We start from the raw sequence: 20,479 nt of genomic DNA, 5'->3' as shown, positions 1-20,479 counted from the left end.
CTCATGTATGCTGCAAGACGATGAATGCCGCCGCCCCCATGTCCGATCTGCCTGACAACCCGAGCCCGCCCGATCCGGCCGCGCTCCAGGAGGAGCCGCGCCAGCAGAATATCCACATCCACCTGCGCCGCATCCCCCTGCTGTCCGGCCTGTCGGACGAGGAAGTGCTGAAGGTCAAGCAGGATATCCGCATCCGCCAGTACGCCAAGCGCGACGTGGTGCTGCACAAGGGCGGCAGTGGCGATGGCCTGCTGTTCCTGCTGGCCGGCTCGCTGCAGGTGATCGACGTGACCGAAGACGGGCGCGCGATCGGCCTGCGCATGCTGCAGCCGGGCGACTTCTTCGGCGAAATCGCGCTGATCAATAACTCCACGCGCTCGGCCTCGGTGGTCGCGATGAGCGAGGTGCTGGTCGCCTTCCTGCCCGCGCCCACGGCCTTGCATCTGTTCTCGCACTCGCCCTCGGTGGCCAACCAGATGCTGCGCCACCTGGCCCAGAAGATCCAGCGCGACTCGGAATTCCGCGCCCTGCTGTCGATTAACAACACGGTCAAACGCATCTACACCTATATCGCCCTGCTCCAGCAGAAGAATCCGGACGGCACGGCCAAGGTGGAAAACCTGCCGACCCACCAGGACATTGCCAACATGATCAACACCTCGCGCGAGACCGTCACGCGCGCCCTGCTGACCCTGCAGCAGCAGGGCATCGTGCAGAAGGATTCGCACAAGCTGATCATCCTGAACCCGGAAGCGCTGCAAAAACTCACCCAAAGCGCCTGAGCGCAGCGCTGAGCGCGGTATAATCCGGCGCTTGTTTATTTGGCATTTCTACGATGATCCCAGCCGCCATGCTCAAAGGCGCCTGGAGCTACCGCGGGTTTATCCTCGGCAGTGTCCGGCGCGAGTTCCAACTGAAATACGGCAATGCCATCCTCGGCGCCAGCTGGTCTGTGCTGAGCCCGCTGGCGATGATCCTCGTCTACACCCTGATCTTTTCGCAGGTGATGCAGAACCGTCTGCCGGGCGCGGCCGGTCCGTTCGCCTATTCGATCTACCTGTGCGCGGGCACCCTGACCTGGGGCCTGTTCTCGGAAATCACGGGGCGCGCCCAGACCATGTTCCTCGAACAGGGCAATCTGCTGAAGAAGATTAACTTCCCGCGCATCTGCCTGCCGATCATCATCATCCTCAATGCCCTGCTGAACTTCACCATCATCTTCGGGCTCTTTCTCGGCTTTCTCGTGCTGACCGGCAGCTTCCCCGGCTGGATCGCGCTGGCGATGCTGCCGGTGCTGCTGATCCAGGTGCTGTTTGCGATTGGCCTGGGCATGATCCTCGGCGTGCTCAATGTGTTCTTCCGCGACGTCGGCCAGTTCTTCCAGATTTTTGTGCAGTTCTGGTTCTGGTTCACGCCGATCGTCTACCCGGCCACGATCCTGCCGCCGGCCGTGCACGATCTGCTGGCCTACAACCCGATGTTCGCGCTGACCGTGGCCTACCAGACCATCTTCGTCAAGGCCACGGCGCCGGTCTGGTCGACGCTGCTCTATCCGGCCGGGCTGGCCCTCGTGCTGTGCCTGCTGGGCCTGCACTTGTTCCGTAAGCGCTCGGGCGAAATGGTGGACGAACTCTGATGGGCACGATTCAAGTCAGCGGCCTGGGCAAGGCCTACAAGATCTATTCGACGCGCAGCGCGCGCCTGCTCGAATGGTTGAGCGGCAAGCAGCGCCACCAGCTCAAATGGGTGCTGCAGGACATCAGCTTCCACGTGGCGCCGGGCGAGGCCGTCGGCCTGGTCGGCATCAACGGGGCCGGCAAGTCGACCCTGCTGAAGATGATCACCGGCACCACCATGCCGACCACGGGCAGCGTCCACCTCGGTGGCAGCGTGGCCGCCCTGCTCGAACTGGGCATGGGCTTCCACCCCGACTTCACGGGGCGCCAGAACGTCTACATGGCCGGCCAGCTGATCGGCATGACGGCCGAGGAGATCACGGCGCGCATGCCCGAGATCGAAGCCTTCGCCGAACTGGGCGACTACATCGACCAGCCGGTGCGCGTGTACTCGAGCGGCATGCAGGTGCGCCTGGCCTTCTCGGTGGCGACCGCGCGCCGCCCCGACATCCTGATCGTGGACGAGGCCTTGTCGGTCGGCGACGCCTACTTCCAGCACAAGAGCTTCGCCCGCATCAAGGCCTACCGCGCCCAGGGCACCACCCTGCTGCTGGTCTCGCACGACAAGCAGGCCATCCAGTCGGTGTGCGACCGCGCCATTTTGCTCGACGGCGGACGCCTGGCGCGCGAGGGCAAGCCGGAAGAAATCATGGACTACTACAACGCCATGCTGGCCGAGCGCGAAAACCAGACCGTGCAGACGCGCGTCGGCGCGCACGGCAAGGTGCAGACCATCAGCGGCACGCTCGAAGCGACGGTGGCCGACATCGCCCTGCTCGACGCCGCCGGCCAGCGGGTCGAGGTGGTCGACGTCGGCGCCCCGGTCACGCTCGAAGTGGCGGTGCACGCGCATGCGCCGATTCCGCGCATGGTGCTCGGCTATATGATCAAGGACCGGCTCGGCCAGGCCATGTACGGCACCAATACCCATCTGAAGGAACAGCCGCTCGACGACGTCAGCCCCGGCGAGCGCGTGGTCTATCGCTTCGCCTTCCCGATGAACCTGGGCCCCGGCACTTATTCGGTGTCGACCGCCATCGTCAGCACCGAGACCCACCTGGTCAACAACTACGAGTGGCGCGACCTGGCCCTGGTGTTCACCGTCGTGAACATGCACCGCCCGTATTTCGAGGGCACCGCCTGGCTGGATCCGCAGATCGAGATCACGCGCCCATGAACTACTTCCTGTCCTATGCCCAGAACCACGAGGACGTGCTGCTCTGGCGCGCCCTCGGGCACATCAAGAACGGCTTCTACATCGACGTCGGCGCCAACGATCCGACCGAGCACTCGGTCACGCGCGCCTTCTACGAGCGTGGCTGGTGGGGCATCAATGTCGAACCGCTGCCGCGCTTCGTGGCCGCCTTCCGCGAGCAGCGCCCGCGCGACGTCAACCTGGCCGTGGCGGCCGGCGCCAAAGCTGGCCGCATCACCCTGTACGACGTCACCGACATCAGCGGCTGGTCGACCACCACGCCCGAAGTGGCGGCCCGCATCGCACGCGAAGGGCATGCGACCACCGAAGTGCAGGTCGAGCAGCGCACCCTGGCCAGCATCTGTGCCGAGCACGCGCGCGGCGACATCCACTTCCTGAAGATCGACGTCGAGGGCTTCGAGGGCGACGTCCTGCGCGGCATGGACTTTGGCCGCTGGCGCCCGTGGGTGCTGGTGATCGAGGCCACCGAACCGGCCAGCCGCACCACCAATCACGCGCAATGGGAAGCCCTGGTCACGCGCCACGGCTACCGCTTCGTGTGGTTCGATGGTCTGAACCGCTACTACATCGCGCCCGAGCATCCGGAACTGGCCGAAGCCTTCACCGTGCAGCCGAATGTGTTCGACGCCTACATCAGCTGGCACCTCGATGGCGCCTGGCGCCAGCTTGAGGCGGCCGCCGAACGCGAACAGCGCACCCTGGCCGAACGCGACGCCGCGCGCGCCGACTACCAGGCCCTGCGCGCCGACCTGGCCGCCACCATCGAACGCAGCGTGGCCGCCGACGCGGCGCGCCGCGCCAGCGAGGCGCGCCTGCAGGAGGCCGAGGCGGCTGCACAGGAGGCGCAGCGCCAGCTGGCCCTGCTGCGCGAAGACCTGGCCGCCAGCCAGCGCCGCCAGAGCGTGGCGCGCGCCCGCCTGCTCGACATGGGCGACGCCAATGAGCGTCTGAGCCAGGATCTGCATGCGGCCCAGACCGAGCTGGCCCAGACCCGCGCCAGCCTGGCCGAGACCCTGGCCCAGCGCGACGCGATTCACGTCGAACTGAGCACGCTGTACCAGAACGCCGCCCACCTGCAGGCCGCCCACGACGCCCGCGGCGCCCGCATCGGCGAACTCGAACAGCAGCTGCACGCGGTCTACCACAGCCGCAGCTGGCGCATCACGGCGCCGCTGCGCTTCGTGCTCGGCCTGCGCCACGGCGGCCTGCGCACTCACGCCACCCGCTTGCTGCTGTGGCTGAAAACCCAGAACTGGGCGCGCCGCGTGGCCAAGCCGCTGATGCAGCATGTGCCGGGCGTGAACAGCATGGCCCAGGAGGTGCTCGACAAGGTCGACCCGGCGCGCCAGAGCGCGCTGCCGCCGCCCCCACCCGAAGACCCGTTGCGTGCCGAGCTGTCGCACGACGCGCGCGCCGTGCTGGACGACCTGCAGCGCGTGACCCACTCCCCGCGTGAGGCTGCCTGATGCGCGTGCTGATCTCCCTGCCCCATACCGATTATCTGGGCCCGGCCCTGGCCTTTGCCGAGGCGGCCCGCCAGCACGAACTCTGGCTCGCACCCGGCGCCATGAGCGCCCAGGTGCTGGACGAGCTGAGCGCCACCTTCGCCGGGCTGATCGCGCCCGAACGCATCCTGCCCCCCGGTCCCGCGCTGGCCGGCGACAGCCACTGGAGCCGCGCCGCCCAGCGCGCCCTGCACGCCTACAGCCTGACCCGGCATGCGGCCGATGGCATCTTCCACAGCGATGCCGGCCTCGATCCGCAACAGGCCGCCGCCGCGCTGGATCAAAGCAGCGACGCGCGCGCCAAACCGCGCCTGGCCTATGTCTCGCCGCTGCCGCCCGAGCGCTCCGGCATCGCCGACTACAGCGCCGAACTGCTGCCCGAACTGGCGCGCCACTACGAGATCACCGTCATCCTGTGCCAGGAAAAGCTCGACTGTCCGTGGGTCGAAGCCGAGCTGCCGGTGCGCGACGTGGCCTGGTTCCAGCAGCACGCCGAAGACTTTGACCGCGTGCTTTACCACATCGGCAATTCGCCGATGCACGCCCATATGTTCGCCCTGCTCGAGAGCGTGCCAGGCGTGGTGGTGCTGCACGATTTCTACCTGTCGAACATTCTGCACCACCTGCAGGAACGCCCGGGCGGCGGCGCCGTGTTCGACCGCGCCGCCTTCGACGCGCATGGCTACAGCGGCCTGCTGGCGCGCGCCCGCCAGGGCCTGCACGACTTCGTCTGGTCGCATCCGTGCAATCAGCGCGTGCTGCGCCATGCGGGCGGGGTGATCGTCCATTCGGCTTACGCGCGCCAGCTGGCCTGCCAGTGGTACGGCCCCGGCGCCGATACCGGCTGGGCCCAGCTGCCGCTGCTGCGCGCCGCGAACACCCTGCCGGAACGGGCCGCCGCGCGCGCCGCGCTCGGTCTGAACGAGGACGACTTCCTGGTCTGCAGCTTCGGCCTGCTCGGCCCGACCAAGCTCAATCACCGCCTGCTGGCGGCCTGGCAGGCCTCGCCGCTGGCGCGCGACAGCCAGGCCCACCTGGTCTTCGTCGGCGAGAACGACGGCGGCCGCTATGGCCAGCAGATGACCGAGGCGATCGCCCATGCGCCGCGCGCCAAGATCAGCGGCTATGTCGACAGCACCCTGTACCACCTGTATCTGGCCGCCTGCGACGCCGCCGTGCAGCTGCGCAGCGCCACCCGCGGCGAGACCTCGGCCGCCGTACTCGACTGCCTGCTGGCCGGCGTGGCGACCATCGCCAATGCCCATGGCGCCATGGCCGAACTGCCGTCCACGGTGCTGCTGCAACTGGACGACTGCTTCGACGACGCCGACCTCTGCGCGGCCCTGGTGCGCCTGCGGGGCGACGCCGCTCTGCGCGCGCGCCTTGGCCAGGCCGGCGCCGCCTACCTGCGCGCCGAGCATGCGCCCGCTCCCGTGGGCGAGCGCTATGCGGGCGCGATCGAAGGCTTCTACCGCCAGCATCCGCGCCTGGCCTACACCAGCCTGTTGCAGCGCGTCGCCCAGCTCGGCCCGGGCACGCCGGCCGAGATGGCGGCGCTGGCCGCGGCCGTGGCCGAGGCGGCCCCGCCGAACCTGCCGCGCCGCCTGTATGTGGACGTCTCGGCCATGGTCCAGCGCGACCTGAAGACCGGCATTCAGCGCGTGGTGCGCGCCATTCTCATGGCCCTGCTCGACGCGCCGCCGGCCGGCTACCGCATCGAACCGGTCTACACGCGCGGCGGCGGCACGCCCTACCGCTACGCGCGCCAGTGGATGGCGCACGCGCTCGAGCTGCATGCGCCCGAGCTCGAGGACGCACCGATCGACGCGCGCGCCGGCGACATCTTCCTCGGCATCGACCTGTTCATGCAAGGCACCTACCAGAACGAGGCGCGCCTGCGTGCGATGGCCGAGCGAGGCGTGCAGCTGCACTTCGTGGTCTACGACATCCTGCCGCTGCTGCGCCCCGACTGCTTCCCGTATGGGGCCGAAGACGATTTCCGCACCTGGGTCGAAGCGATCGCGCGCGTTGCGCACGGCCTGACCTGCATCTCGGGCGCGGTGGCCGACGAGCTGCACACCTGGCTCCAGGCGCGTCCGCCGCAACGCGCGACGGCGCTGCGGATCGGCGCCTTCCACCTTGGCGCCGACATCGACGCCAGCCAGCCCTCGACCGGTCTGCCCGAGCAGGCCGACAGCATCCTGGCCGCGCTGGCGGCGCGCCCGACCGTGCTGATGGTCGGCACCGTGGAGCCGCGCAAGGCGCACCGCCAGGCCCTGGCCGCCTTCGAGCTGCTGTGGGCGCGCGGCATCGACGTCAACCTCGTCATCGTCGGCAAGCTCGGCTGGATGATGGAGGACTTCGAGAACAAGGCGCTCGGCCATGCCGAATACCAGCGCCGCCTGTTCTGGCTGCAAGGGATTTCGGACGAGATGCTGCTCAAGGTGTATGCGGCCAGCGACGGCCTGCTGGCGGCCTCGGAGGGCGAAGGCTTCGGCCTGCCGCTGATCGAGGCGGCCCAGCACGGCCTGCCGATCCTGGCGCGCGGCCTGCCCGTGTTCCGCGAGGTGACGGGTGCACACGCCAGCTATTTCGACGGCCTGGAAGCCAGCGATCTGGCCGGCGCCCTGGCCGACTGGCTGGCCGCCCTGGCCGCGGGCACGGCGCCGCGTTCGGAGGGCATGCCCTGGCTGACCTGGGCCGACAGCGCGGGCCAACTGCTCGACTGCGTGCTGGGCGGAAAGTGGCGCCATACGCTGCCGCCCGCTTGACATTTGACAGACAAATTTCCGATGCCTCAACGGTATAATGTCCGTTTGACCATTGTTGGCAGACGACATTTATGATTATCGGTAAGGGCATGCTCGCAAGCGCCTTTGCACCCGCGTTCGCGGATGCGGCGGACGTGCTGGTGTTCGCGTCGGGCGTCTCGAATTCGCGCGAGACCCGGCCCGAGGCCTTTGCCCGCGAACGTGCGCTGCTGGAAGCGGCACTGCCGAGCGCCGCGCGGCTCGTGTATTTTTCGACCTGTTCGGTCGAGGACCCGGCCCTGCAGGACGCGCCCTATGTGCGCCACAAGCGCGCGCTCGAAGCCCTGGTGCGCGAGCGCGCCGAGCGCTACGCGATTTTCCGCCTGCCGCAGGTGGTCGGGCGCACGCCGAATCCGCACACGCTGACCAATTTTCTGGCCCAGCAGATCCGCAGCGGCCAGCCGATCCAGGTCTGGACCGAGGCGCGCCGCAATCTGATCGACGTCGACGACGTGGCGGCGATCGCCGGCTGGATTCTGCGCACCCAGGCGCCGCAGCAGCTGGTGGCCAATATCGCCTGCCCGTTCTCGATCGGCGTGCCGGAGCTGGTGGCGCTGTTCGCCCGCGTGCTCGGACGCCCGGCCCAGACGGTGCCGGTGGCCGCCGGCGGACGCTATCCGATCGACACCACCCTGACCGAAACGGCCGCCCAGGCGCTGGGCATCCGCTTCGACGACGACTACCTCCCCCAGCTGATCCGCAAATACTATGCCGATGCCTGAGCGCCCCGCCCTGTCCCTGGTGATTCCCGTGTATGGCAGCGAGAAGGTGCTGCCCGAACTGGTCGCCCGCCTGTACGCCACGCTCGAGGCCTTGCCCCAGGCCGGCCCGGGGCGTTTCGAGATCATCTTCGTGTGCGACTGCTCGCCCGACGGCAGCTGGCGCGTGATCGAACAGCTGGCCCAGCAGTATCCGGCCGTGCGCGGCATCCTGCTGCGCATGAACGCCGGCCAGCACAATGCCCTGATGGCCGGCTTCGCCAAGGCGCGCGGCGAGATCATCGTGACCATGGACGACGACCTGCAGCATGCGCCGTCCGACATCCCGGCCCTGCTGGCCGAACTCGAGCAGGGACGCGACGTCGTCTATGCGCGCTTCGGCAAGCGCAAAGGCCACGCGACCTGGAAGCTGTGGGGCAGCAAACTGAATGACCTGGTCGCCGGCTATCTGATGCACAAGCCGCGCGGCCTTTATCTGTCGCCGTTCCGCGCCCTGCGCGCCAGCATCCGCGACGATATCCTGCGCTACACCGGGCCGTACGTCTATGTGGACGGCCTGATCCTGTCGGTGACGCGCAATATCGGCACGGTCGATGTCGACCACCACGAGCGCTATGCGGGCGAAACCGGCTACAGCTTCAAGAAGTCGGTGTCGCTGTGGCTGAAGATGGCGACCAGCTTCTCGATCGTGCCGCTACGCCTGACCTCGCTTGCGGGCCTGGTCTTCGCCGGCCTCGGCTTCCTGCTCGCCCTGCTCCTGATCATCCAGAAATTCACGCTCGACCTGATGCCGGTCGGCTGGTCCTCGCTGATCGTCACGATCCTGATCGTCGGCGGCGTGCAGCTGCTGGCCCTGGGGATGCTGGGCGAATACCTGGGGCGCGTGCTGCTGACCCTGAATATGCGTCCGCAATACGTGGTCGGCAAGACGGTCGGCCTCGAATGAAACAGTTCCTGCTCTACTGCCTGTGCGGCGGCACCGGCGTGCTGACCGATCTGGCCATCTACTGGCTGGCCGTGCATGCCGGCGTCCACTACCAGCTGGCGAATGTGGCCGGCTATGTGAGCGGCACCCTGGTCAGCTTCGCGCTCAACCGCGTGATCACCTTCAATCAGCGCGACAAGGTCGGCCAGCGCCTCGCCATGTTCCTGGCCGTGGCCGCCGTCGGCTATGCGGCCTCGGCCGCGCTGCTGGCCGTGCTGATCGGCGGCTTCGGCCTCGATGCCCGTCTCGCCAAAGTGCTGAGCCTGCCGATGGTCGTGGCCCTGCAATTTACTCTGAACCGCCGTTTCTCTTTCAAACAATGACTGCCACTTACGATACCGTGATCGTCGGCGCCGGCTTCACCGGCCTGACCGCTGCCCTGCAACTGGCGCGCGCCGGCCAGCGCGTGCTGGTGCTCGAGGCCGACAGCGGCCCGGGCGGCCTGGCCGGCACCTTCGAATTCCAGGACGGGGTGACGATCGAAAAGTTCTACCACCACTGGTTCGACAATGACCGCTATGTGCCCGAGCTGGTCCGGGAACTGGGGATGGAAGGCGATGTCGTGATCATGCCGTCCAAGACCGGCATGTATTTCAACGGCCGCCACTGGCGCCTGTCGACCCCGCTCGACCTGCTGCGCTTCAAACCGCTGCCCCTGCTCGACCGCATCCGCCTCGGCCTGATGGTGCTGAAGGTGCGCAAGGTGAAGGACTGGAAGTCGATCGAACATCTGTCGATCCGCGAGTGGCTCGAACCCCTGTGCGGCGCGGCCGCCTACCGCGTGGTCTGGCAGCCGCTGATCGAGAACAAATTCTCGGTCGTGGCCGACGAGGTCAATGCAGTCTGGATGTGGAAGAAACTGGTGCTGCGCGGCAGTACGCGCGACAAGAAGGGCGGCGAACAGCTGGCCTACTTCAAGGGCGGCTTCGGCCGCCTGGCGCAGAAGATGGCCGAAGAGATCGACCGCCTGGGCGGGCGCGTCCAGTACGGCACGCCGGTGCTCGGCGTGCGCGCCGAGGGCGGCCAGCTGCAGGCCCTGCGCACGGCCGCCGGCGACTGCACGGCCAAGCAATTCCTGTTCACGCCCTCGTTCAGCATCATCGCCGACATCCTGCAGGAAGCCGCACCGGCCGACTGGCTGGCAAGCCTGCGGCGCGTGCGCTATCTGGGCAATGTCTGCCTCGTGCTCGAACTCGACCGCAGCCTGTCGGACACCTACTGGCTGAACGTGAACGACCCCGGCTTCCCCTTCGTCGGCGTGATCGAACACACCAATTTCGACAGCCCGGCCAATTACGGCGGCAAGCACATCGTGTTCCTGTCGCGCTATCTGGCCAAGGAAGACCCGGTCTGGCAGATGGACGATGCCGCCTACCTGACGTTCGCCCTCGGCCACCTGCAGCGCATGTTCCCGGACATGGCGCGCGACTGGATCCGCGACTACAAGGTGTGGCGCGCCGACTATGCCCAGCCGGTCACCGAACGCCATTACTCAGACTACGTGCCCGGCCAGGAGACGCCGTTCGCCAACGCCTTCATCTCGACCATGGCCCAGATCTACCCGGAAGACCGCGGCACCAACTACGCGATCCGTGAGGGCCGGGCGATCGCCCAGCGCCTGCTGGACACCGGCGCAGCATGAAGCCAGGCGCACTCGGACTGGGAAGCCGCTGCGCACTGCTGGCAGCGGGCGCGCTGCTGCTGGCGCTCAGTGTGCTCAATCAGCAGTGGACCCAGTCCTTCGATTTCGCCCACCACTACTCGCTGGTGGCGCGCATCGCCGAGCATTGGACCCTGCATCCGCTGTCCCACGTCGAATACACCGACCCCGGCCTGGGCGAGATGAATATCTACCCGCGTCTGTCGCACCAGCTGGCCGCCGTGCTCGGGCGTCTGCTCGGCTCGCCGCTGCTGGGCATGCACCTGACGGCCCTGCTGTCGCTGGCCGTGCTGTGGGGCGCGCTGGCCAGCAGCCTCGCCACCCTGCCGCGGCGCGCCAGCCTGCTCGCCGCCGCCGCCCTGCTGCTCGGCGGCGCCGGCCTGCACTATGGTCTCGGCCTGCCCCTGCATGGCGAGGAGCTGGTCGGCAACTACTTCTATGCCCAATTGGTCGGCCATGCGGCGGCACTGGCCTTGCTGGTGCTCGACCTGGCAGCCGAACGGCGCGCGGCCGCCCCGGTGGGTCGCCGCCTGCTGCTGCTGGCCGGCATGTATCTGGTGGCCAGCATCCACCTGCTGCCCGCGGCCGAAGTCTTGGCCTATCTGGCGGCGCAGAGTCTGCTCGAGGCGCTGCGCACGGGCGGCTGGCGCGCGCGCAGCCTGGTGATCGGGCTGTGGCCGGGTCTGGCCGGCGCCCTCTTATTGCGCAGCCACCACAGCTATTGGGCGATGGGCAAAATCGCCGCCAATGACGGCGTGCTCAACACCCCGTGGTTCCAGCATTCCTGGGCATTCGGCCTGTATGTGCTGGTGCTGGCACTGCTTGGCTGCGCCCTGCTCAGCGCCTGGTGGCGCCAGCAGGGCGCAGCCTGGCCGGCCCTGAAGCTGGCCGGGCTGTACGCCCTGGCCGTGGCCGGCATCGCAGGCCTCCAGTTCCTGCTGTTTATGACTGGTCACAGCAATCTGTATGCGCTGAAAAAGCATGCATTTGCCCTGCATGGCGCCATGCTGTTTGCCATCAGCCTTGGCCTCGCCTGGGGACTGGCGCGCGCGGCGGCCCATCCGGCACGCGGATTTCTGCTGCAAGGTCTGCTGCCAGTGCTGCTGATGGTGGCGCTGGCCCGCATGGCGCTGCCGCTCCAACCGGGCGCGCCGATGGCGCCGCTGGTTGCGCTCGAACACCAGCTGCAGCTGCGCCATGACCTGCAGCTGCCGCCGTCGGACAAGCCCACTTACGTGCTGCGCCTCGATGGTCAGACGCCGATCACCCATTACTTGTTCTCGCTCGGGATTTTCCACATTCCGCGCGATGCCATGTCCATCGTGCTGGTCGAGGACCGCCTGCCCAGCGACTGGAGCGCGCTGTCCAGCGTGCTGACCTCCGAACACTCCGAACTCGACCGCGACCCGGCCTGCCGCCGGGCGCCACCGGCCAATGAGCTGGTGGTGCTCGACGCCAGTTGCGTCGGCGCCGCCCTGGGCCGGCCCGCCCATGACCTGTCGTTCCAACGCAAGGGGCTGGCAAACAATTGCACGCTCGAGCATTTCTCCGGGCGCGAAGACCACGGCAGCTGGAGCGATGGCCGCAGCGCCAGCCTGCGCTGCCCGCTGCCGGCCCGTCCGGGTCCAGCGCTGCGCAGCGTCGATCTGGAGGTGGCCGGCTTCGTCACGCCGGCCTGGCCGCGCCAGCGCGTCCAGATCACGGTGATCGGCGGCGCCAGCCAGACGCTGGTGCTCGACCTCGCGCACCCGGTCCAGACCGTGCGCCTGGCGCTGCCCGCCGCCGCCCAGGACAGCCTGAGCCTTCGCTTCGAGTTTCCCGACGCCCAGTCGCCGCAGGCGCTTGGCCAGTCGCCCGACGCGCGCCTGCTGGCCATGGCCCTGCGTCGCATGACTTTCCAATAAGGCCCCCCGATGAGCCCATCCACGCTGCTGATCCTGAAACCCTCGCTGCCCCTGCGCCTGGCGCTGTGGGCCCTGCTGGCCCTGGCTTTGCTGCTGTTCACCGTCGAGCATATGTGGGGCAATACAGGCGACCTGGCGCACCACTACGCGCTGGTCACGCGCCTGATGGAGAACTGGGGCCTGGCCCATGCGGGCGATGTCAGCCTCGGCGAGATGAACTACTATCCGCGCGCGAGCCATGTGCTGGCCGCCGTGCTGGGCAGCGTGCTCGGCTCGCCGCTGGCTGGCCTGCATGTGCTGTCCCTGCTGGCCGTGTTCACGGTCTGGGGGGCCCTGGCCGCCATCGTGTTCGACCTGCCCAAGCGGATCGGGCGCGGCGCCGCCCTGGTGCTGGTGCTGCTGTTGAGCGTGAATGCCCTGAGCGGCATGCTCGATCTGCACGGCGGCGAGATCGTCATCAATTACTTCTATGCCCAGCTGGTCGGCCAGGCCGGCCTGCTCGCCCTGCTGCGCCTGTGGCAGGGCGCCGAGGCGCGCGGCATGGCGCTCGGCTGGCGCTATCTGCTGCTGGTGCCGGGCGCACTCTTGATCAATGCCCTGCATCTGCTGCCCGGCCTGATGCTGCTGGCCATGATGGCCCTGCTGCTGCTGCTCGAATGGCAGCTGCTGGCAGCGGCCGGCTGGCGCCAGCAGCTGCGCAGCCTGGCCTTGCCGCTGCTCTGCACGGCTGTGGCCGCGCTGCTCGTGCACAGCAGCGAGGCCTACCAGACCATGCGCAGCCTCGGCAATCACGATGGCTGGCTCGAACTGGCCCTGTACCGCAAGCCCAGCGGCGTGGCCGGGGCCGCCCTGCTGCTGGCGGCGATCTCGGCCGCTCTGCTGTGGGTCTGGCGGCGCCAGGCGCCGGCCGAGCGCCACAGCATGCTGAGCCTGAAATATGCGGGCGCGCTCGGTCTCGCCTGCGCCGCGCTGTGCCTGCTGCAATACCTGATGCTGCTGGTGCTGCACGAGGGTTCGCCTTACGCCGTCAAGAAATACGCGTTCACGATCAACAGCCTGCTGCTGCTGAACGCCGCGCTCGGCGCCGGCCTGCTGCTGGCGCGCACGGGGCGCACGGCGGCGCCGACGCGCAACCTCGGGCTCGGCTATGCCTATCTGGGTCCGCTGGCTGTATGCGCCATCGCCAGCCTGAGTGTGCTGCCGCAGTACGCGATCCAGAGCGCCTCGGCCCTGGTGCGTACCGAACATCAGCTGCAGGTGCTGCGCGACAGCACCCTACCCGACACCCCGGGCCGCTACACCTATGTGATCGGGCTGCCCTACCGCAGCGCCATCGTCGACTACATGTTCTCGCTGGGTGTGTTCACGATGGCGCGCAATGCGAATGGGAATGCGCTGATCGGCAACCGACCGCTTGAAGACTGGTATCAGGTGGGCAATGTGGTGACGGCCGAGGGCAGCATGCTCGACCGCTTTCCGGCCTGCCGCCGCGGGGCGCCGCGCCAGGGCCTGGTGGTGCTCGACGGCAGCTGCCTCGATCGCCAACTGGGCGGCACGCGCCAGCTGATCGGTTTCCGCGCGAGCGATAGCCCGCACCGCTGCAAGCTCAAGGGTTTCAGTATCGAAGAGGTCGATGGCAGCTGGACTGTTGGCAAGCAGGCCGAGCTCGACTGTGCAATGCCGCGCGCCGCCAAGCCGCAGCCGACCCGGGTCGAGATTGAGAGCGAGGCCTTCCTCGCCGGGGCCAGCCAGGACGTGCAGTTCAGCCTGAATGGCGGCGCGCCGGTCAGCGCCCACTACACGCAGGCGACGATCCGGCAGAAGCTGGAGCTGGCGCTGCCGCAGCCGCTGCCCGAACGGCTCGTGCTGCGGATCGAGATCCTCCATCCGAGCAGTCCGACGGCCGAAGGCAAGGGCCACGACGACCGCCAGCTCGGCATCCAGCTGCGCCAGCTGCGCTTCCAGTAAGCCAGCACTTTCCGCCCAAACAAATCGGGGTCAGACCCCATTTATCCGCCAGGATAAATGGGGTCTGACCCCGATTTGTTTGGGGGGCAAAAAAACGCCAGGATGGCCTGGCTGGCAGGCGGATCCTGGCGGTTTGTGCGCGCTGCGCGCGGCTTAGGTGCTGGGCTTGGGGGTGCCGCCCAGCAGGAAGGCGACCTGGCCCTTGGCGGGCTTGAGCGGGCCTTTTGCCGCGGCCGGCAGGTTGGCGCCCGCGGCCGGCTGGCTGCCCTTGCTCGGCTCGTAGGGCTTGAGGAACCAGGGGTCGACGGCCGCGCGGCGCGGCGGCGGCGAACCGGCGCCGGCGCCGGACGGCCGGCGTTCACGCTCACGTTCGCGTTCGCCGGCGCTGTCGGGCCGGCGCGCCTCGCGCCGGCGCGCGCCGGGCGCGAAGCCTTCGAGCTCGCCTTTCGGAATGCTTTGCTTGATCAGCTTTTCAATGTCGGTCAGCAGGCGCTCGTCCTTGTCGGAATAGATCGAGAAGGCGTCGCCCGAGGCACCGGCGCGGCCGGTCCGGCCAATCCGGTGCACATAGTCTTCGGCATTGAAGGGCAGATCGAAATTGATCACGCACGGCAGCTCGGCAATGTCGAGGCCGCGCGCGGCCACGTCGGTCGCCACCAGCACGTCGATGCCGCCGGCCTTGAAGGCCTCGAGCGCGGCCAGCCGCTCCTGCTGGGTCTTGTCGCCGTGGATGGCCATCGCCTTGATGCCTTCCTGCTCGAGCTGGCGGGCCAGGCGCGAGGCGCCGATCTTGGTGTTCGAGAACACCAGCACCTGCTTGAGGTCGCGCCCGCGGATCAGGTGCACGCACAGGTCGCGCTTGGCGTCCTCGTCGACCTTGTAGACCAGCTGGGTCACGCGGTCGGCCGTCTGGTTCTGGCGCGCCACTTCGATCAGCTGGGGCTGGTCGAGGAAGCTGCTGGCCAGCTTTTTGATCTCGGGCGAGAAGGTGGCCGAGAACATCAGATTCTGGCGCTGCTTGGGCAGCAGATTGATGATGCGCTGCAGATCGGGCAGGAAGCCCATGTCGAGCATGCGGTCGGCTTCGTCCATGACCAGCATCTGCACCTGGCCCAGGCTGACGGTCTTCTGCTGCACATGGTCGAGCAGACGGCCCGGCGTGGCGATGACGATCTCGACCCCGCCGCGCAGGGCCTGGGTCTGGGGCGCCATGTCCATCCCGCCGAACACCACGCAGGTGCGCAGCGGCGTGTGGCGCGCATAGGCCTTGACGTTGTCGGCCACCTGGATCGCCAGTTCGCGCGTCGGCGTCAGCACCAGGGCGCGCACCGGATGGCGCGCCGGCGACATGCTGGTGTTGGCGTGTTGTAGCAGGAGTTGGATAATCGGCAGCGAGAAGCTGGCCGTCTTACCGGTACCGGTCTGGGCTGCGCCCATGACGTCGCGGCCTTGCAGCACCACGGGAATGGCCTTGGCCTGGATCGGCGTCGGGTGGGTATAGCCTTGCTCGGCAAGGGCGCGCAGGATAGGGGCCGCCAGGCCGAAATCCTCAAAGCGCGGGGCAGCCGACTCTGGCTGCGAACTGAGGTCTTGTTCTTGCATAGGGCTGTAACGATACCGGAAAACGCGGGAACTGTATATGAAAGTCCGTGAAAACACGGTATTCTACGCGGTTGATTGTTGCACACCGCCTAGAAAACTATTCAAAAAATTAACAATCACCCACGAATGATGCGTTTGCTCACGTCCGTGCGCGCCTGTGCCCTGGCCGCTTTTCTGGCGGTCGCGTGCCTGCCGGGCGGAGCCACGCCCACCTCGACCCTGCGCTTCGAACGGGTCGATGCAATCGGCGCGGACGAGGCCTCGGTGATCGCCCTGCTGCAGGACAAGCAGGGCTATGTCTGGATCGGCACCAATAGCAGCGGCCTGTACCGCTACAACGGCTACCAGGCCCTGCACTACACGAATCAGCCGCTGCAGCCATCGAGCCTGCCCCACGACCGCGTCTCGGCCCTGTACCAGGATGGCAAGGGGCGGATCTGGGCCGGCACCCAGGACGGGCTGGCCCGCTTCAATCCCGACACCAACAACTTCGCGCGCCTGGCCCCCAGTTCGGGCCCGAACAACCACCGCATCATCAAGCAGATCGTCGGCGACGGCCGCCAGGGCATGTGGCTGGCGACCTGGGGCGGCCTGCAGCATGTCGACCCGGACAGCGGCCGGATCACGCAGTATGTGCACGAGGCCGACAAGCCGGACAGCCTGGCCAGCAATGACGTGAACGCCGTCGCCGTCGACGACCAGGGCGGCGTGTATGCGGGCACCTGGCCGGCCGGGCTCGACTATCTGGCCCCGGGCAGCCGCAGCCTGCGCCATCTGCGCGTCGACGATCCGGCCCGACCCGACGCCAAGCTGAACATCGTGCGCGCCCTGCATTACGACAGCGCCAGCAAACTGCTGTGGATCGGCACCGAACGCGGCGTCCTGCTGTGGGACACGCGCCAGCCCTGGAGCACGCGCGCGCGCGTCAGCAGCCCCGACTCGCGCGTGCAGAGCTTCTTCCGCGACCGCGAAGGCGGGCTCTGGGCCGGCACCCTCTCGGCCGGCCTGCTGCACTGGAAGAAAGGCAGCCGCGCGACCGAAGTCTTCACGCACCGCCCGATCGACAAGTACAGCCTGCAGTCGGACAATATCCGCGCCATCATGCAGGACCGCGGCGGCATGCTGTGGATCGGCTCCTTCACCGATGGCATCAGCCTGGTCAATTTGAACAGCCAGGGCTTCCAGCGCTTCGTGCCCTTCGATCCGACACCCGACAATCCGCATCCGAATAATTCGATCGTCGCCATCGACGGCGCCCCGGGCAACCGCCTGTGGCTGGGCCAGAACACCGGCCTGTCGCTGTTCGATCCGGCCAGCGGCGAGGTGCTCAGGCGCTGGCGCGGCGGCAGCGGGCCGCAGGCGCTGGCGAACGACATCGTCTACAGTCTCTACCAGCAGCCGGACGGGCCGCTGTGGATCGGCACCTCGGCCGGCCTGAACCGTATGGACACGCCCACCAGCGCCGTGCGCACCATCCATTTCGACAGCACGGCCGACGATTACATCAACTGGATCGCCCCCGGCAGCCAGGGCCAGCTGTGGCTGGGCACCGGCGTCTCCGTCATCCGCTACGACCCGCAGACGGGCAAGCATGTGCGCTATTCGCGCGAGGCCGGCAAGCCGGACAGCCGCTCGGTCAACGGCACCACCACGATCGTCGAGGACCGCCAGGGACGCGTGTGGATGGGCTCGGACTGGAACGGCGGCGGGCTCGACATGCTGGACCCGAAGACGGGCAAGTTCCGTCATTTCCTGCACCAGCCGGGCAATCCGGACAGCATCGCCGACAACAATGTCTCGGCCATCTACCAGGACCGCTTCGGCCGCCTGTGGGTCGGCACGGCCAAGGGCCTGAACGAACTGATCACCGAGCCCGACGGGCGCGTGCGCTTCCGCGGCTTTGTGGCCGGCGGCAGCGTCGGCCAGGTCAAGGTGCTGTCGATCCGGAGCGACAAGGCCGGCATGATCTGGCTGGCTACCGCCACCGGCCTGGTGCGTCTGGAGCCCGACACGGGCAAGGCCAGCCGCTACGACGCCAACGACGGCCTGACCGAGGGCTTCGCCATCGGCGCCTCGTTCGCGGCGCCCGACGGCACCCTCTACTTCGGCGGCGTCAAGGGCATGACGGCGGCCCATCCGGCCAATGTGCGCGCGCTCAGCATGCCGCCCCAGGTGGCGATCACCGACATCAGCGTCTACAACCGCTCGCTGCGCGACTATCCGGCCCCCGAGGGGGTGGAACTCGAGGGTACGGTGAATGCGCCGCAGGGCCTGACCCTGGCGCACGACCAGACCGTGGTGTCGATCGAATTCGCGGCCATGCACTATACCGATCCGGCCAAGAACCGCTATGCCTACCGCCTGGCCGGCTTTGACCGCAACTGGGTCGAGACCGACGCGCGCCACCGCACCGCCACCTACACCAATCTGGCCCCCGGCTACTACGTGTTCGAGGTGAAGGCGGCCAACGACCAGGGCACCTGGAGCGAGTATGCGGCCAGCCTGCCGCTGCGCGTGCATCCGCCGTTCTGGGACACCTGGTGGTTCCGCACCCTGGCCAGCCTGCTGGTGCTGGGCAGCCTGACCCTGGCCTACAAGCTGCGCGTGCGCCGCCTGACGCGCCAGCGCGCCGCGCTCGAAACCCTGGTGGCCGAGCGCACCCGCGAACTCGAGGAAAGCAACCGCAAGCTGGCCACGCTGTCGACCACCGACGGCCTGACTTCGGTCAGCAACCGGCGCGGCTTCGACATCGCCCTCAACAGCGAATGGCGGCGCGCCAAGCGGGCCGGCACCACGGTGGCGCTGGCGATGATCGACGTCGACCACTTCAAGGCCTACAACGACCACTACGGCCACCAGGCCGGCGACGAGACCCTGCGCCAGATCGCCCAGGTGATCGCGCGCCACGCGCGCCGCACCAGCGACATGGTGGCGCGCTACGGCGGCGAGGAATTCGCCTTCCTGGCGCCGGGCACCGAGTCCGAACAGCTGCGCCAGATCGTCGAGGAGATCGGCGCCGACATCCGCCGCCTGGGCATCGTGCATGCCAAGGCGCCGCGCATGATCGTCACGGTCAGCGCCGGCATCGCCGCGCTCAGCCCGCGCGCCGGCCAGCGCATCGAACATCTGATCGAACAGGCCGACCAGGCCCTGTACCGCGCCAAGCAGGACGGGCGCGACTGCGTACGTCTGGCCAGTACCGGACTCAGTTCGCCGCGCTGAGCGCGCAGGCGTGCGCGCCCAGGGCCTGGCGCTGCCAGCCGGCGCCGCGCGCGGCCAGCACATGGTCGCCCTGGGCGTCGGCCACGAACAGCAGCGGCGTCGCCGCCAGGCGCAGCGCCCCCAGCAGGCGCCATGGTCCGCGCCGCACTTCCCCCGCCTGAATCCGGAAGCCGCCATGCGGCGCGCGCTGCGCCAGCAGCCAGCCCTCGTCCAGCAGCGCCAGCAGCCAGGGCGGGCCCACCGGCGCCGCGATCCACCAGGCCTGGCCGCGCCGCACGCGCTTGCGCCACAGCGCGCTGGCGCGCATGGCCAGGGTCAGACCTTCCCATTCGGCCGGCGCGGCCGCGCGCAGGGTCAACGGGCTCAGGGTGCCGGGCGCGGCGTCGCTCAAGAGCAGCGGCTCGGGCGGCGCGTCCGACTGCGGCCAGGCCAGGCGCGCGCGCACGCCGCAGGCGGCCGGCTCGAGCTGCGCCACCAGGGCCAGCGCGCCGCTGCTGGCGCGGTAGGCGCGTGCCGGCGCCAGCTGCGCCTCGAGACTGCCGCCGAAGGGCAGCAGGCCGTGCGGGCCGAGATTGGCGAGCGGACGCGCCAGCCCGTTCTCCAGCGCCAGCAGGGCCGGCTGGCCGAGCGGCGCCACGCGCGGCGTCAGCACCTGGGCCAGGCGCGCGGCGGTGGCGGCAGCCGCGCCGACCGCGCCCTGTTCGCGTTCGACGGCCAGCACACGCGCCAGCACTTCGGGGTCGAGCGGGGCCAGGGCTTCGGCCTGGGCAGCGAGGCGGCGCCGCAGCGCCGTCGCCTCCGGGTCGGCCGCGTCGAGCGCGCGCAGCACCGCGCCCAGGGTCGGCTGGGCCTCGTCGACATTGGCCGCCGGCAGCCAGCCCTGCAGGCCCGGATAGCGCGGCGCCGCCACCTGCAGCCAGCCGCCCTGGCTGCAGGCCACTTCGAGCGCGGTGCCGAGCGGCAGACGGGCGCCGGGCGCCTCGGCCTGCGGCTGCGGATACAGGGCCGCCGCCGGACTGCTCACATAGCGCACACTGGCGCCGCCATCGTCGCCGCACGCAGCCGCCTGCAGCCAGGCCGCCAGCCAGAATGCCGTCCCCATCGCCGCCTCCCGCGCAAAATGCGCAGCCTACTGGCGCGGCGCGCACGCCAAATTGCGTGGAGTCAAGAGTGCGCCGGGTCCGGCGCGCGCGCGCCACAATGGGCGCCTTT

General features: G+C 68.6%; 14 protein-coding genes. 12 read left to right on the top strand and 2 right to left on the bottom strand.

The window, feature by feature from the left end:
- Window positions 1–38: 38 nt before the first annotated feature.
- From LZ005_RS04610 to LZ005_RS04560, 11 genes are all read left to right on the top strand, one after another.
- The gene (locus LZ005_RS04610) at window positions 39–782 is read left to right on the top strand and encodes a Crp/Fnr family transcriptional regulator (RefSeq protein ID WP_237805155.1); all 744 of its coding nucleotides are present in this window, start codon (window positions 39–41) and stop codon (window positions 780–782) included.
- A gap of 53 nt (window positions 783–835) precedes the next feature.
- Window positions 836–1,636, top strand: a complete 801-nt coding sequence (locus tag LZ005_RS04605; protein ID WP_237805153.1) for an ABC transporter permease — start codon at window positions 836–838, stop codon at window positions 1,634–1,636.
- Entirely contained in the window at window positions 1,636–2,853 is a 1,218-nt protein-coding gene (locus LZ005_RS04600) for an ABC transporter ATP-binding protein (protein ID WP_237805150.1), read from the top strand. The genes LZ005_RS04605 and LZ005_RS04600 overlap by 1 nt, the downstream gene beginning before the upstream one ends.
- The gene (locus LZ005_RS04595; protein WP_237805148.1) at window positions 2,850–4,358 is read left to right on the top strand and encodes an FkbM family methyltransferase; all 1,509 of its coding nucleotides are present in this window, start codon (window positions 2,850–2,852) and stop codon (window positions 4,356–4,358) included. Before LZ005_RS04600 ends, LZ005_RS04595 begins: the two co-directional genes overlap by 4 nt.
- Window positions 4,358–7,168 carry a glycosyltransferase gene (locus LZ005_RS04590; protein WP_237805146.1) on the top strand — a complete coding sequence of 937 codons (2,811 nt, stop codon included), beginning with the start codon at window positions 4,358–4,360 and terminating at the stop codon, window positions 7,166–7,168. Before LZ005_RS04595 ends, LZ005_RS04590 begins: the two co-directional genes overlap by 1 nt.
- A gap of 71 nt (window positions 7,169–7,239) precedes the next feature.
- The gene (locus LZ005_RS04585) at window positions 7,240–7,929 is read left to right on the top strand and encodes an NAD(P)-dependent oxidoreductase (protein ID WP_237805144.1); all 690 of its coding nucleotides are present in this window, start codon (window positions 7,240–7,242) and stop codon (window positions 7,927–7,929) included.
- Window positions 7,922–8,872 (top strand): glycosyltransferase family 2 protein, encoded by a 951-nt coding sequence (locus LZ005_RS04580; protein ID WP_237805141.1) that lies wholly within the window; start codon window positions 7,922–7,924, stop codon window positions 8,870–8,872. The genes LZ005_RS04585 and LZ005_RS04580 overlap by 8 nt, the downstream gene beginning before the upstream one ends.
- Complete coding sequence (locus LZ005_RS04575; protein WP_237805139.1) at window positions 8,869–9,234, top strand: GtrA family protein; 366 nt, start codon at window positions 8,869–8,871, stop codon at window positions 9,232–9,234. The genes LZ005_RS04580 and LZ005_RS04575 overlap by 4 nt, the downstream gene beginning before the upstream one ends.
- Complete coding sequence (locus LZ005_RS04570; RefSeq protein ID WP_237805137.1) at window positions 9,231–10,553, top strand: NAD(P)/FAD-dependent oxidoreductase; 1,323 nt, start codon at window positions 9,231–9,233, stop codon at window positions 10,551–10,553. Before LZ005_RS04575 ends, LZ005_RS04570 begins: the two co-directional genes overlap by 4 nt.
- Window positions 10,550–12,475, top strand: a complete 1,926-nt coding sequence (locus tag LZ005_RS04565) for a hypothetical protein (protein WP_237805135.1) — start codon at window positions 10,550–10,552, stop codon at window positions 12,473–12,475. Before LZ005_RS04570 ends, LZ005_RS04565 begins: the two co-directional genes overlap by 4 nt.
- A 9-nt stretch (window positions 12,476–12,484) precedes the next feature.
- On the top strand, window positions 12,485–14,443 hold the full coding sequence (locus LZ005_RS04560; protein ID WP_237805133.1) for a hypothetical protein: 1,959 nt from the start codon (window positions 12,485–12,487) through the stop codon (window positions 14,441–14,443).
- A gap of 153 nt (window positions 14,444–14,596) precedes the next feature.
- On the opposite strand, the gene LZ005_RS04555 is transcribed toward LZ005_RS04560, so the two are convergent.
- A complete protein-coding gene (locus LZ005_RS04555) occupies window positions 14,597–16,045 on the bottom strand; it encodes a DEAD/DEAH box helicase (protein WP_237805131.1) in 1,449 nt (482 codons plus the stop codon).
- 126 nt (window positions 16,046–16,171) lie between these two features.
- On the opposite strand from LZ005_RS04555, the gene LZ005_RS04550 reads away from it, so the two are divergent.
- A complete protein-coding gene (locus LZ005_RS04550; RefSeq protein WP_237805129.1) occupies window positions 16,172–19,267 on the top strand; it encodes a diguanylate cyclase in 3,096 nt (1,031 codons plus the stop codon).
- Here the strand turns inward: LZ005_RS04550 and LZ005_RS04545 are convergent.
- Window positions 19,251–20,369 carry a hypothetical protein gene (locus LZ005_RS04545; RefSeq protein WP_237805127.1) on the bottom strand — a complete coding sequence of 373 codons (1,119 nt, stop codon included), beginning with the start codon at window positions 20,367–20,369 and terminating at the stop codon, window positions 19,251–19,253. The two genes, LZ005_RS04550 and LZ005_RS04545, sit on opposite strands and share 17 nt — an antisense overlap.
- Window positions 20,370–20,479 lie beyond the last annotated feature (110 nt).

The sequence above is a fragment of the Massilia sp. TS11 genome (assembly GCF_022012445.1).
Taxonomy (GTDB): Bacteria; Pseudomonadota; Gammaproteobacteria; order Burkholderiales; family Burkholderiaceae_D; genus Telluria.
The sequence above is the reverse complement of the archived record's forward strand: the minus strand, read 5'-3'. Positions and strand labels throughout refer to the sequence as shown.

Excerpts from the sequence above, each read along its gene's own strand:
- LZ005_RS04610 (WP_237805155.1), top strand. The coding sequence starts at position 39 with ATGTCCGATCTGCCTGACAACCCGAGCCCGCCCGATCCGGCCGCGCTC.
- LZ005_RS04605 (WP_237805153.1), top strand. The coding sequence starts at position 836 with ATGATCCCAGCCGCCATGCTCAAAGGCGCCTGGAGCTACCGCGGGTTT.
- LZ005_RS04600 (WP_237805150.1), top strand. The coding sequence starts at position 1,636 with ATGGGCACGATTCAAGTCAGCGGCCTGGGCAAGGCCTACAAGATCTAT.
- LZ005_RS04595 (WP_237805148.1), top strand. The coding sequence starts at position 2,850 with ATGAACTACTTCCTGTCCTATGCCCAGAACCACGAGGACGTGCTGCTC.
- LZ005_RS04590 (WP_237805146.1), top strand. The coding sequence starts at position 4,358 with ATGCGCGTGCTGATCTCCCTGCCCCATACCGATTATCTGGGCCCGGCC.
- LZ005_RS04585 (WP_237805144.1), top strand. The coding sequence starts at position 7,240 with ATGATTATCGGTAAGGGCATGCTCGCAAGCGCCTTTGCACCCGCGTTC.
- LZ005_RS04580 (WP_237805141.1), top strand. The coding sequence starts at position 7,922 with ATGCCTGAGCGCCCCGCCCTGTCCCTGGTGATTCCCGTGTATGGCAGC.
- LZ005_RS04575 (WP_237805139.1), top strand. The coding sequence starts at position 8,869 with ATGAAACAGTTCCTGCTCTACTGCCTGTGCGGCGGCACCGGCGTGCTG.
- LZ005_RS04570 (WP_237805137.1), top strand. The coding sequence starts at position 9,231 with ATGACTGCCACTTACGATACCGTGATCGTCGGCGCCGGCTTCACCGGC.
- LZ005_RS04565 (WP_237805135.1), top strand. The coding sequence starts at position 10,550 with ATGAAGCCAGGCGCACTCGGACTGGGAAGCCGCTGCGCACTGCTGGCA.
- LZ005_RS04560 (WP_237805133.1), top strand. The coding sequence starts at position 12,485 with ATGAGCCCATCCACGCTGCTGATCCTGAAACCCTCGCTGCCCCTGCGC.
- LZ005_RS04555 (WP_237805131.1), bottom strand. The coding sequence starts at position 16,045 with ATGCAAGAACAAGACCTCAGTTCGCAGCCAGAGTCGGCTGCCCCGCGC.
- LZ005_RS04550 (WP_237805129.1), top strand. The coding sequence starts at position 16,172 with ATGATGCGTTTGCTCACGTCCGTGCGCGCCTGTGCCCTGGCCGCTTTT.
- LZ005_RS04545 (WP_237805127.1), bottom strand. The coding sequence starts at position 20,369 with ATGGGGACGGCATTCTGGCTGGCGGCCTGGCTGCAGGCGGCTGCGTGC.